Origin of the sequence: Flavobacterium aquicola, from assembly GCF_003385115.1 — a bacterium.
GTDB lineage: Bacteria > Bacteroidota > Bacteroidia > Flavobacteriales > Flavobacteriaceae > Flavobacterium > Flavobacterium aquicola.
This window is the reverse complement of the sequence record NZ_QUNI01000002.1, coordinates 536,381-549,986: the sequence shown is the minus strand read 5'-3', so window position 1 is coordinate 549,986 and position 13,606 is coordinate 536,381. Positions and strand designations below refer to the sequence as shown.

The 13,606-nt window shown below is 34.7% G+C and carries 11 protein-coding genes; 6 read left to right on the top strand and 5 right to left on the bottom strand.

The genetic code is table 11. From position 1 onward, the window contains the following. Window positions 1–99: 99 nt before the first annotated feature. Window positions 100–1,176, bottom strand: coding sequence for a serine hydrolase domain-containing protein (locus C8P67_RS04875; RefSeq protein ID WP_115810946.1), 1,077 nt, complete (start codon window positions 1,174–1,176; stop codon window positions 100–102). 234 nt (window positions 1,177–1,410) lie between these two features. Here C8P67_RS04875 and C8P67_RS04870 point away from each other — a divergent pair, with 234 nt between their 5' ends. Both C8P67_RS04870 and C8P67_RS04865 read left to right on the top strand, forming a co-directional pair. Beyond that, window positions 1,411–1,854, top strand: coding sequence for a hypothetical protein (locus C8P67_RS04870; protein ID WP_115810944.1), 444 nt, complete (start codon window positions 1,411–1,413; stop codon window positions 1,852–1,854). After that, a complete protein-coding gene (locus tag C8P67_RS04865) occupies window positions 1,835–2,131 on the top strand; it encodes a DUF721 domain-containing protein (RefSeq protein ID WP_115810942.1) in 297 nt (98 codons plus the stop codon). Before C8P67_RS04870 ends, C8P67_RS04865 begins: the two co-directional genes overlap by 20 nt. A gap of 230 nt (window positions 2,132–2,361) precedes the next feature. Here C8P67_RS04865 and C8P67_RS04855 read toward each other — a convergent pair whose 3' ends face one another. The 3 genes from C8P67_RS04855 to bshC form a co-directional block, all read right to left on the bottom strand. Beyond that, window positions 2,362–2,781 (bottom strand): nucleoside-diphosphate kinase, encoded by a 420-nt coding sequence (locus C8P67_RS04855; protein ID WP_100429911.1) that lies wholly within the window; start codon window positions 2,779–2,781, stop codon window positions 2,362–2,364. 103 nt (window positions 2,782–2,884) lie between these two features. Continuing rightward, complete coding sequence (locus C8P67_RS04850; protein WP_115810938.1) at window positions 2,885–4,156, bottom strand: acyltransferase family protein; 1,272 nt, start codon at window positions 4,154–4,156, stop codon at window positions 2,885–2,887. A 31-nt stretch (window positions 4,157–4,187) separates the two neighbouring features. Then, on the bottom strand, window positions 4,188–5,789 hold the full coding sequence (bshC, locus tag C8P67_RS04845) for a bacillithiol biosynthesis cysteine-adding enzyme BshC (RefSeq protein WP_115810936.1): 1,602 nt from the start codon (window positions 5,787–5,789) through the stop codon (window positions 4,188–4,190). Window positions 5,790–6,012: 223 nt separating this feature from the next. Here bshC and C8P67_RS04840 point away from each other — a divergent pair, with 223 nt between their 5' ends. From C8P67_RS04840 to C8P67_RS04825, 4 genes are all read left to right on the top strand, one after another. After that, a complete protein-coding gene (locus C8P67_RS04840; protein WP_115810934.1) occupies window positions 6,013–7,290 on the top strand; it encodes an MFS transporter in 1,278 nt (425 codons plus the stop codon). A 139-nt stretch (window positions 7,291–7,429) separates the two neighbouring features. Then, window positions 7,430–7,684 (top strand): autorepressor SdpR family transcription factor, encoded by a 255-nt coding sequence (locus tag C8P67_RS04835; RefSeq protein ID WP_115810932.1) that lies wholly within the window; start codon window positions 7,430–7,432, stop codon window positions 7,682–7,684. A 4-nt stretch (window positions 7,685–7,688) separates the two neighbouring features. Then, window positions 7,689–8,339, top strand: coding sequence for an SdpI family protein (locus C8P67_RS04830; protein ID WP_115810930.1), 651 nt, complete (start codon window positions 7,689–7,691; stop codon window positions 8,337–8,339). A gap of 226 nt (window positions 8,340–8,565) precedes the next feature. After that, entirely contained in the window at window positions 8,566–9,942 is a 1,377-nt protein-coding gene (locus C8P67_RS04825; RefSeq protein ID WP_115810928.1) for an alpha/beta hydrolase family protein, read from the top strand. Between the two features lie 47 nt (window positions 9,943–9,989). Here the strand turns inward: C8P67_RS04825 and C8P67_RS04820 are convergent, their stop codons facing one another. Beyond that, window positions 9,990–13,589: a DUF7948 domain-containing protein gene (locus C8P67_RS04820; protein ID WP_170141410.1), complete on the bottom strand. Its 3,600-nt coding sequence runs from the start codon at window positions 13,587–13,589 to the stop codon at window positions 9,990–9,992. Window positions 13,590–13,606 lie beyond the last annotated feature (17 nt).

Sequence of the window (13,606 nt, the reverse complement as noted above, 5' to 3'; positions counted from 1 at the left end):
CTGCAGTAGAATAATGAAAATAATTAGCGGTGTTTTACGATTTTTAATTGCGAAACACCGCTAATTATTAAAGAGCATTTTGGATAATTATTTATGATCCTACTGATACAAAGCACTTATTTTTGACCATAATTCTTCATCAAAACCAGATAAAGCAAAAGTAGGATTGTCTGGATTTGCTACATCTCCCATACGGATAACGACCATTTTTTTGCTTGGAATTACATAGATTTTTTGGTCATTTTTGCCTAAAGCCATGAACATATCATTTGGAGCTGTTGGAATTAAACTACCTTTGAATTGCAATTGCGATTGCGGTAAGTGATAGCTTGCTTTGCCATTCAGCCACCATAGATAGCCGTAACCTAAGTTGATGTCTTGTGAAGTATTTGTGGCTTCATTGAAATAACTTTCGTTCAGGATTATATTATTTTCCCATTTTCCTTTGTTGTAGATGAGTAATCCAAAGCGCGCCATGCTTCTGGTAGTGCTACTATATATAATATTATTGTCAAGTTTAAACCAAGCACCGTTCATTCCGATTTTGTCTCTTAATTTGGTATTGAAATAACTGCTCCATGATTGTCCGCTTGCTTGTGCAATGACATCCTGCAGTTTTACATACACATTGTGATATGCCCAGCGTGTCCCTGCATCGGCCTTGTAAGTAAGGGCGGAAGGGGAAACATCATCTGTACTGTCGTCTAGACCTGAGGTCATGGTTAATAGATGTTTACAGGTTATAAGGTTTTCTTTGGCTAATGGCACACTGGTCCAGCCTGTTCCTAAATATTGCGATACTTTGTTATTAATGCTGATGAGGTTTTCCTGCTGTGCAATTCCCGTCAATGTAGATGTCAATGTTTTTCCCGCACTAGCCCAATACCAGTTTGTAGAAGCATCGTGACCGTTGAAATAATTTTCCAATACAATGCGTCCGTTGACCAAAATGATAAAGCCTTTGGAATGTTTGAGTTCTAAATAATCCAATAATGGCTGTACAGCCGTTTGTTTCCAGCCAAGGCTTTCTATGGATTTGGTTTCCCAATTATTACCGGTAATTGGCGGGAAATAGAGTGTTTCGGCTGGCGTTGGTGTAGGATCTGGTTCTGAAGTGTCGGAAGAACAATTGATACAAAAAAATGCAAATACGAGTAATAGTATTGATTTTGACATGGTTATGGAGGTTAGTTTTGGGTAAGACCAAAAATATGTAAAATAGTTTAAAAGGGAATGTGTTTTTTTATTTTCTGTGGAATTATAAAGTTTAACTTTGTAGGTTCGCTAAAGTTGTTGTTAGCTGGATTCCCTAGCCGTGATAGAAGTGGTATCCTTTTTTGTCTCGTTTTTTCGAGACAAAAAAGATACAAGCGGATAGCAGGTAACAGCTCCTTAAAAAATAAATTATCTATGAAAAAAGTATTTGGTGTTTTACTGATTGCCCTTTTATTTGTTGGCTGTAAACAAAAAATAAATCCAGCCGATATTGCAAAAATCAACGGGTATTGGGAAATTGAAAAAGTGATTTTGGAGGATGGAAGTGAGAAGCAATATGGCGTGAACGAATCATTTGATTATTTACAGATTGATAAAAATAATGCTGGAATCCGCAAGAAAGTGATGCCTCAATTAGACGGAACTTTTTTGGCAAATGATACGTTTGAAAATGTGAAAATCAGGTTTGCAGAGGATCAGACTTTTTTGGATTACAGTACGCCGTACATGAAATGGAGCGAAGAAATACTGGCTTTGACAGATAAAGAGTTAGTTGTTTTGAACAAGGAGAAAAAAGAATATCATTATAAAAAAGCAGGACCAATAAATCTAGATGACTATGGCAAAAAGACTAAATAATCAAAGTACTGTAGGAGATATTCTGAAGCAGATTATTGAGGTGAATAAACTGCAGTCAGGAATGGATGAGATTGATGTGAAAGATGCTTGGCGTAACTTGATGGGGAACGGTGTGAACAGTTATACCAATAATGTGGTTTTGAAAGGTTCGACGTTGTATGTTCAGTTAACGTCGGCGGTTTTGCGTGAGGAATTAAGCCACGGTAAATCCAAGATTATCAAAATGATAAATGAGGAATTAAGGAGAGATGTGGTGAAGGATGTGGTTCTTAGATAATAGTATTCAGGTAGCAGATTGCAGATTGCAGATTGCAGAAAGAAGAAGGCAGAAGGCAGAAAGAAGAAGATATAATCATTTAGTATATATAAAAAAATCCCATTCGCATACGAATGGGATTTTTTTATATATCTGCAATCTGCAATCTGCAATCTGCAATCTGCAATCTGCAATCTGCAATCTGCAATCTGCAATCTGCAATCTGCAATCTGCAATCTGCAATCTGAATACTAGAATTGCTCTCTTCCTGCAAAGTGGAATGCTCCTTCGATAGCAGCATTTTCATCGCTGTCAGATCCGTGAACTGCATTTTCTCCGATAGAAGTTGCGTATGCTTTACGGATAGTTCCTTCAGCAGCTTCAGCTGGGTTTGTAGCACCAATTAAAGTTCTGAAATCTTCAACTGCGTTTTCTTTTTCTAAAATTGCAGCAACGATAGGACCTCTTGACATGAATTCTACCAATTCTCCGTAGAATGGTCTTGCAGCGTGCACAGCATAAAATGCCTGAGCATCTGCAACTGTTAATTGAGTTAATTTCAAAGAAACGATTTTGAAACCACCGTTTGTAATCATTGCTAATATGTTTCCGATGTGTCCGTTTTGAACCGCATCTGGTTTAATCATTGTAAAAGTTCTATTAGTCGCCATTTTTTCTGTGTTTTAAAATTTTGTGCAAAAATATACTTTTTTTGTTGAAATATTTTAGCAAATAATCAATTTAATGATGAAATACTGTTGTTTTACTTTTTATTTATACTTTAAAAAACATTTTCTTTTTATAAAAATAAGCCAGCAATATAGACCATACACCTGCATAAAGTAATGCAAATACTAATGAAGCCGTCATTGGATTACTGAAGTATGGTTGAACACCTAGGAAATAAAGATAATCCCAAAGATTAGTCTGTTCCGTGGGTATTTTTGGATTTGGTAAAGAAATCATTCCCATGGCCTGCGGAACAATCTGAGAAAGGAAAAAAACAATCATTGGATTTACTCCCCAAATAAGGAATAATTTGGTTCCTTTTTTATAATCGGCAATATCAATTACATAGTATAAAAGTGATATGGTAAATGTAGCGAGTCCAGCGGTATATAAAACGTATGAACTTGTCCAAAGTGCTTTGTTTATAGGGAAAACAATATTCCAGATTTGTCCCAGAATAATTAAAATCACTCCTATAAGCAGTATTTTTTTGAATTTTTCAGTTTTTAATAATGCACTGTTTAATAATTGACCAATTAATAAGCCTATCATTCCAGTCGCAATGGAAGGGATAGTACTTAATACTCCTTCGGGATCCCAGGTTTTGGTAGATTCCCACATATGTCCTTTTAATAGAATGCTATCCACCCAAGCAGCTAGATTAGTGCCTTTTTCGAGGTTTGTGATTTCGAAACCTGGAGCAGGAATCAGTGTCATAATTGCCCAATAGCTAAGCAGTATTCCGATAGTAACTAAAATCTGAGTTTGCTGTGTTGTTTTGAGATAAAGAAGCGAGGCGATAAAATAGACAATTCCGATACGCTGTAAAACACCAGGTAAACGAACAGATTGGTAGGATTCTATACCGCTATAAGCAAGAATCATATAAATTATAAAAATTGAAATGGCTAAATATGTTTTTAGTTTAGCATCAAAATTTCCCATTAGAGCATAACCAACTAACGTTGTTATAACTAATCTGCCAATAATTAATGGAATGCCTTCTAATCCAAACAGCTGTATGCTGCTGAAAAAGTTGAAAAATATCCCAAGGCAGATCATACGGAGCGAGCGGGTGAAAATTTTATTAAAAGTGGTGCTGTCGTATGTCTTGGTTGGCATTGCAAATGAAATCGCAACACCCATAATAAAAACAAAGAAGGGGAAAACTAAGTCGGTAGGGGTACAGCCGTGCCATTCGGCGTGTTCTAATGGCGGGTAAATTGCGGACCAGCTGCCAGGGTTATTGACAATGGTCATTAAAAAAATAGTTAATCCTCTGAAAACGTCGAGCGAAATAAGGCGGTCTTTGGTCATTGAATTTTTTGGTTTTATGGTGAATAATCATTTAGTACAATGTAATAATGTTAAAATTGTGTTCTAAAGGATTGAGTTGGTTCATTAATAGAGGGATCAAACGATCACCATTTTCCAGATAAAATTCTGAAAAATTGGCTTGGCGTTCCTGAAGGCTTTGGTTTGGGAACAATTCGTTCTGCAGGTCAATAATACGCTGCAGTTCATCATGGAATTTTCTTTTTTGAGCGATAAGTAATCTTTTTTCTAGATTTTCCAATCCTTTGGTCTGTTTGGCTTCCTGAGCTTTTACTGCTCCTAAGAAAGATTTGTCAGTATGATTGGCTAATTCTAAAAGCACTTCAAATTGTTTTCTTAAAGTGTCTTTCTGCTCTTTGAAATCAATTGGAAAATCGGATAGTTTTTGAGTAATCTGATTGACTAAAATGGATTGCTTCGAAAATAAATCTGACCAATTTAAATTCAATTTATCGATTTTCGCATTTTGTTTTTCGGTTGTCAAAAGCACCGAGTTTCTTATCAGTAATGCTGGGAAAGTCACTTTTACGGTATCGAAAAAAGATTTTAATTCTAGCCAATATGCTATTTCTCCGCCTCCGCCGATGTAGCATAAATTAGGCAGAATTACTTCTTGGTACAATGGACGCATAATTACATTCGGGCTGAATTTTTCGGGATTGCTTTCTAATAATGCCAGAATTTCAGCTTCAGTGAATTCGATTTTGGTATGGTTGACTTTGTAAATTCCGTTTTCGAAAATAATTCGTTCTCGTAAATTATCTTCAATGTAGAATAAATTAATTTCGCGAGGATTGACTTGAATCGTATAATCTTTTATTTTCTCGATGGTTTCGCTTACTGCTTTAAAAGAAGTCTGCTGTAGTAATTCCTCTTTTACGTAGGGTATAAAACTGCGTTTCAAATCCTGATGATCTGCATCTAAAATAACTAGACCTGAAGCTCCAAAAAGTTCATTGGCCAGATATCTTGTTGCATCGGCTAGATTGTCATGCTTGATATAAGAATCTTCAAAAAGTTTTTTTATAGCATTTGCATTGGTGCTGGAACCTATTTCCTGACCATAAATTTCGAGGAAATCTTTTAACCCTTCGGTAGATAATCTTCCGACAGGACCTGTACTTTCTCTGTTCCAATGGAATTTTTTTCCTTTGAAACTAAAATAATTGATTTCTTCAAAATCGTGGTCTTCGGTCGCCATCCAATAAATTGGTACAAAATCATATTCTGGATATTCTGCTTTTAATTCTTTGGTAAGATTAATAGTTGAAATGATTTTGTATAAAAAATAAAGCGGACCGCTGAACAAGTTTAATTGATGTCCGGTGGTAACAGTGAAAGTGTTGGAATTGTTTAAGAGTTCAATATGGGATAAAGTTTCTTTGGAAACATTCAATTCGGCATATTGTTTTTTTAACACACTGACTAAAGTTTGTCTTTTATCATTGCCATTGTCATTAAAATTTTCCTTTTTCTCCTCGATTTGTTTTTTAAAGTTTTCGAGAGTTGGAAAATGATTGTATAGTGTTTTTAATTCTGGTTTTTGATTTAAATAATCTTGTATCAATTTGGAGAAATATCCTGAGGTTTGATAGCTGATACAGTCGGTAGGCATAATTACTGTTTTTTTTTGATAGCTGTAAATTTAATGAAAATTAGACATTAGACAATAGCCATTAGATAAAAGGCATTGTTATATCTTGTGGTTGTGATTTACAGACAAAAGGAGTGGTTTTTTCACAATAAAGTCCAGTTTAAATAAATAAATGTTTGTTGTTTTGAAAAAATAGATTCATTTTTACATTCTATTTTCTAAAAAAAAACTATATCAAAACCGCATGAAAGATGACCAGAATAAAAAGAACTCGTTAAAACATGTTCTTTTCGGCAGTTTAATTGGCACCACAATCGAATTTTTTGACTTTTATATTTATGCCAATGCTGCGGTTTTGGTTTTTCCTCAATTGTTCTTTCCAAGTGCAGATGCTACGATGGCAACCTTGCAGTCGCTGGCAACTTTTTCGATAGCTTTTATTTCTCGTCCGTTGGGATCCGCGTTTTTTGGACATTATGGAGACAAAATCGGCCGTAAATTTACCTTAGTGGCTGCTTTATTAACCATGGGAATTTCGACAGTGACTATTGGATTTTTACCAGGTTATGCCAGTATTGGCGTTGCTGCTCCTTTGTTATTGATGCTGTGCCGATTTGGGCAGGGCGTAGGACTTGGAGGTGAGTGGGGAGGAGCTGTTTTATTAGCTATAGAAAATGCGCCGCCAAATAAACGCGCTTGGTACGGAATGTTTCCGCAATTGGGTGCGCCAATTGGTCTGCTGCTTTCAGGCGGAACTTTTTTACTGTTGACAGACTTGATGAGCAGTCAGGATTTTATGGATTATGGCTGGAGAATTCCTTTTATCGCCAGCTCACTTTTGGTTGTAGTAGGCTTTTATATCCGTACCAAAATTACTGAGACTCCATCTTTTGAAAACTCCAAAAAAGAACATGAAGAAGTTAAAATTCCTTTTCTTGCCTTGGTTAAATCCTATAAAAACCAACTGCTTTTTGGAACATTAGCATCAATTACCACTTTCTTGGTGTTTTATTTAATGACAGTATTTACTTTGAGCTGGGCAACATCCGATTTGGGTTATGAGAAAAGAGATTTCTTGCTGATTCAGCTGTTTTCGGTATTGTTTTTTGCTTTGTTTATTCCAGTTTCTGCTGTAGTTGCAGACAAAATTGGAAGGCGCAAAATGCTTATTATTGCTACGACTGCCATTGCCGTTTTTGGATTTTTCTTTTCCTATTTTTTAAATTCAGGAAATACAGTAATGGTAACTTTCTTTTTATGTGCAGGAATGGCCTTGATGGGATTCACTTACGGACCTTTGGGAACTTTTTTATCTGAATTATTTCCTACTACTGTTCGTTATTCAGGAGCATCATTAACTTTCAATATGGCCGGAATTATTGGGGCGGCTTTTGCACCTATGATTGCAATCTGGCTGGCATCAACATATAGTTTAACTTATGTCGGGTTCTATCTGACCTTTGCAGCCTGTATTTCTTTATTTGCTTTATTGGCAATTAGTAAAAAGGAGCATAAATTTTAGTTTAATCATATATAAAGTATATCAAAGAGCTGTAAAACAATTTTGCAGCTCTTTTTGTTTTATAGATTATTTTATAAATAAATTTGGCTGTTTAAAAATGTATTTAGACATTTGTCTAAATATATAAATACTTTAAATAATGAATGACATATTTAAAGCATTGAATGATGCCACACGAAGAGAAATATTGGAGCTTTTGAAAACAAAGGATTTATCTGCGGGAGAAATTGCCGATCAGTTTAATATGTCGAAGCCAAGTATTTCTCATCATTTGGATATTTTGAAACGCGCCGATTTAATTACCGCCGAAAAATCTGGGCAATTTATTTTCTATTCCATTAATACAACAATTATAGAAGATGTATTGCAATGGATTTTAACCTTTAAAAAATAATATAATGAATGCAGCTTTTAAAAAAGAACTTCCAATTATTGGAATAGTGTTATTGCCTTTTGTTTATTTAGCTTTTATTTGGAACTCATTGCCCGAAAAAGTTCCTACACATTGGAATGCCAAAGGAGAAATCGATCATTGGGGAGATAAATTTTCACTGATCAGCGTTCCTTTTATGCTGCCAGTTTTTATATACATTCTGTTTTTAATTATTCCAAAAATTGATCCTAAAAAGAAAATTTCATTGATGGGAGGCAAGTTTTACCAAATTAAGTTTGTCTTTGTTTTGTTTGCTTCAGTATTGGCATTGTTTGTTATTTTTAGTTCTAAGAGCCTATCGTTTTCGAGTCCTAGTTTTATTTTTGTGCTGTGCGGAATTTTATTTATTGCCATGGGGAATTATTATAAAGTGATTCAGCCTAATTATTTTTTAGGTATTCGTACACCTTGGACTTTAGAAAATAGTGAGGTATGGAAACTAACTCATGTTTTTGCAGGAAAGCTTTGGTTTATTGGCGGATTTTTAATTGTATTAGGCGCACTTCTATTTGAAGCAGCTTTTTTTTCGACAGTATTTATCGTTTCTGTTACTGTTTTGGCATTTGTCCCAATGGTGTATTCCTATATTAAATTTAAGGAAATAGAGAAAAAGTAGATAACGCTTCAATTAGTAATGGGGAGCAAAAAGATGAAGCATTTTTAGCAAGCATCGTCCCGCTTTCCGTTTCAATCTTGTGGGCTGAACCCCAGCCCACAAGATTCCACTGCACACGAGCGAAGCGAACTGACGAAGTAATCGGGGCTAAAGGGAAAGATTTTGTCTTTTTGTTATCATCAAAAAATAATCAAACTCAGTTTTTAATAAAATAGAATCAAATAAAATGAAGAAAACAGTATTTTTTATAATGACAGTTTTGTCCTCTTTTATAATGTCTGGGCAGGAAATCACAGGCCAATGGAATGGTTTTTTAAAAGTTCCAGGAGGACAGTTAGCACTTGTTATTAATATAAGTAAAAGTGAAAAGGGATATACTTCGACAATGGATAGCCCAGACCAAGGAGCAAAAGGAATTCCGGTAACCACCACCACTTTTGAAAACAATATTTTAAAATTCGAGATTCCAAATGCCCGAATTGTTTTTGAAGGAGAGTTAAATCAATTCAATGTAATTGTTGGTACTTTTACACAAAGCGGGCAGTCTCTTCCGTTGAATTTGTCTAGAGAAAAACTAGAAAAAGAAATTGTAAAAAGACCGCAGGAACCACAAAAACCGTTTTCATATTATACTGAAGATGTTACTTTTGAAAATAAAATAGATAAGAATGTTTTAGCAGGGACTTTAACTTTACCTCAAAAAGAAGGTAAATTTCCTGTAGCGATTTTAATTACCGGAAGCGGAGCACAAAACAGGGATGAAGAGATGCTGGGACATAAACCATTTCTGGTTTTGGCAGATTATCTGACTAAAAAGGGTATTGGTGTATTACGATTTGATGATCGGGGAACTGCAAAATCGACTGGAGAATATAAAACAGCAACCACTTTGGATTTTGCCAAAGATGTTCAGGCGGGAATAGATTATCTGAAAACCCGAAAAGAAATTGATAAAAATAAAATTGGATTAATTGGTCATAGCGAGGGCGGGATAATTGCTCCTATTGTTGCGGAGAATTCTAAGGATATAAAATTCATTGTATTATTGGCAGGACCGGGACTCCGCGGAGATAAATTGATGCTTTTGCAAAAAGAAAAAATAGAACGTCAGATGGGAATTTCGGAAAGTGAAATTCAAAAAGGTCAAGAAATTTTTAAGGGTGTTTATGAAATTATTACTGCCGCACCAGCAGGTGATCCTATCCTGAAGAGCAGAGTAAGCGGTTACATGACATCAAAATTAGGTGATAAAATGGTAGACAATCAGATTAAAACATTCGCTGAGCAGATTACAAGTCCCTGGACTACTGGTTTCCTAAAACTGGATCCCTCAATTGCTTTGGAAAAAGTGAAATGCCCAGTTCTTGCACTCAATGGTGAAAAAGATCTGCAGGTTCCAGCTGATGTTAATTTAGAAGCTGTCAAAGCTGCTCTGGTTAAAGGCGGAAATAAAAATGTAACCACTAGAAAGTTACCCAATCTAAATCATCTGTTTCAGGAATGCCAAACTGGTTCTCCAGATGAATATGCAGCAATTGAACAGACATTTTCACCAATTGCATTAGAAGAAATTTCTAAATGGGTTTTGGTTCAAGTAAAATAAATGAATTTATAATTTGCAAAAAAAGTCCTCGATTTGAGGACTTTTTTTTATCTCTTCAAACTAAAATGACTTTTAAATTCGGTACCACTTAATCGGGTGACCACAAACCAATAATCAGTTGAAGGCAAAGGCTGATTAGCATAGTTTCCATCCCATGAAGTATTTGCTGTCAATTCTTTTATCAGTTTTCCATAGCGGTCAAATATCCTGATTGTTGAATTTGGAGCCAAATAAGCAAAATCAATTGTCCACGTATCATTAAAACCATCATTATTCGGTGTAAAGAAATTAGGATAAGGAAGTTCATCAACAAAATTAATGCAGTCGGCCGTTGTGGCTTCATTAACTTGAATTATTATCGGAGTTCTTCCACTTTCGCAATTAGAAATGGTTTGTGAAGCATAATAAGTTACTCCGTTTTCGAGTACTGTATATTCCGATAAATTTATTGTAGATGAAGTATTCTCAAACCATTTAATATTTTGCCCCGCAATATCAATGTCACTGATTTTTGCATTTTTCTGAATGCAGAATACTTGTGGCGAATTAGCAATTGGATTTTGGGTATCTTGAATTTTTACAGTAACAGCAAATGGATCACTTTCACAATTATTTAGTGTTTGCGTGGCATAATAAATGTCATTTTGCAAAAGTGCTGTCTCTGGTAAAATAGTTCCATTAGTTGCAGAATTATACCACTTAATTGCTGTTCCTATAATATTGATATTGGCAATTGCTGCATTTTCATCAATGCAAAATTGCTGATTGCTGTTTCCTGCAGGTTTTGGCGAGTCGTTCACCTGTATTAAAATTGGAGTTCTGTCACTTTCGCATCCAATGGTTTGTGAAGCAAAATAAGTTTTATTGTTTTCTAATAAAGCTGTATTTGGTAAACCTGTAGCTGTACTATTTGATTCATACCATTTGATATTCTGTCCAGTAATATCAATGTTGCTGATTGTTGCATTCTGGCTTTTGCAAAAAGGCTGGTTTGCATTTCCTGTTGGGGCAGAAGGTGTATTAACTATAGAAACTGTAACTCCAAGCCTTGGACCTTCACAGCTGTTTACGGTTTGTGAAGCAAAATACGTCTTTCCATTAGATAATGGAGTAGAATCTGTCAAAAGATTGCCAAGAACTGCATCGTCATACCATTTTTTAGCTGTTCCAGTAACTTGAATGTTGGCAATTGTTGGATTCTGTGCTGTACAAAAAGGCTGATTTGGATCTCCGATAGGAGAAGGAGTATTACCAACAATAACACTTGTTTTTAAAGTAGTATCACAAATATCGGTTCCTGTAATCAAGCATCTATATTCTCCACTATTGTTTGTTTTAGCGTTTGGTATCGTTGGATTTTGATCTGTTGAGGTAAATCCGTTTGGACCAGTCCATGAATAGTTTGTGCCGTTTGAAGCTTTGAGTTCTAAAGAATTTTCGGTACAGATTGGAGAATTACTTGAGATTTTTGGTGAGTTAATAATATCTTCTGAAAATTTCATTAAAAAATAATTTTCAAAATCCCCACGTATATTGGCTTGGTATGAATCAGCATCAGCAATGCCATCATTTTCAGATGACATTCCACTAACAAATATCATATTATTATTGTCTAAGGCTATTTTTGTTGTTTCAAATGTACTATCTCCACCTACAAATGTTCCCCATATAAAGTCTGCTTCTTTAGAAAATTTAGCAACATATCCTTCAAAACCTTCATTAGATTTATAAGAACAAGAATTTGTTAATTTAGGATATAAAAAGCCAAAGTTTGTTGCTCCTAAGTATATTGAATTATTCTTAAAAATAATTGAATATACATATGCTTCACCTAAATAAGTGCCCCATAATCTTTGTCCATTCTTATCTAATTTTGCAAAAAAGCCTTTGTAAGAGAATGTATTTGAACTGTCAAAACTTCCAGTAGTTGTTATATTACTATTACTAGCAGTTTGTCCTCCAAGGTAAATATTATCATCATCATCAATTTCAGCAGAATATATTTCATCAATTTGCTCTCCTCCATAATAAGTAGACCATATTCGTTCTCCATTAAGAGAAAAATTATAGATAATACCATCAGTATGTGCAATCGGATCGTGTGATTGCTGAAAGACTCCAACAGTTGTCATATTTTTGAAACTATTAGTAGAGCCACCTATTATTAGATGATTATTCTTTATAACAATAGACCTTAGATCATCACGATTTTCACCTCCAACATAAGTACTCCAAATTAAATTACCTTCAGGACTAAATTTGGCTAAAAATCCATCAACATCGGAAGACCCATCAGGAAAAACATTTAATTTTGTTTGGAAATTGCTATTAATAGCAATGTTATCATAACTTGTAGTTGTTCCAATGAGATAAATATTGTTGTTGCTATCTATATCAAGAGCATTGCCTAAATCACCGTATAGACCTCCAAAATAAGTTCCCCAGATTCTAATGCCTGAGCTGTTAAATTTAGCCAAAAAAGCATCCTGATATCCTGATATATTGGGTCTGTATGATCCTATTGTACTTATGTCTGATAATGATTGAGTAGTTCCTGTTACAATAATATTGTTCTGAAAATCGATTTTTATATCCGCTATATCAGTATAATCTTGCCCTCCATAATAAGTGCCCCATAAACGATTTCCGTCAGGATCAAATTTCTCGATAATTCCATGTAAATATGCAGAAGATTGTGAAGGTTGATGTGAACCTGTTGAAGCATATGATGAATTAGCAGCATTGGTACTTCCTGATACATATACATTTCCAAAGGAATCAGTGCTGATACTAGATGGTCTAAGAGCTTGATGTGAATTAGTTTCATCCCCATAAAAAGTCCCCCAAAGCCTTGTCGGAACCGGATCAATAATCAAGGTTCTGCCAGAAACATTTTCAGCACTTTCAAACCCATAAACATTTTTCTTGATTTTAGTGTATCCAACAGTAATCTCCTTTTTGCTTTCACCATCTTCAGTCCAGCTCATTGGTAATGTTTCTTCCATTTCGCCAAAGCGAACATTCAATTTGATTTTGTTGTCAGCCAATTCAGTTGGGGCTCCAGTAAATTTTAATTGGATATCCGATATTTTCCCTTTTGGACGAATAACAAAATTGTATTCAACGGCTTTTTTGGGATCATTTGGAATCGAGAAAACTACATCAATATTTGGGTAAATGTTTTTGTATGTAATTTGTTTGTACTGATGAACCCCCGTAATTCCTTCAGGCTTGTTTGGAATATTATAGTAGTTGTCAAAATCATTTGACTTTTGTTCAGTAACCAATTCCACATTTGGATTTGAGTTGACAAAATCAATATCTATTCGATGATACAAATATTCTAAACTGTATTCTGGTTTATCGTTTTTATCTTTTTCCGGAATATGATTGGGAAGTGTTTTGGCCGTTTTTGAAGCAGCAATGGGATTCTTTTTTACCTCGTAAATATCATACGAAAAACCATTTTTCTTTAACTGCACGTTTAATCCATTTGTATTTAATAAATATTTTACAGCAGTGTTTGGTTTCCCTTTTTGGTCAATAATCTGGCCCTTATTTTCTTTAAAACCTATGGATTGGTTTTTATTTTGGGAAAATATTGGAGTAGCAATTATAAAGAAAATTAAAAGTAATGTATGTTTCATCAGCATGATTTGGATTG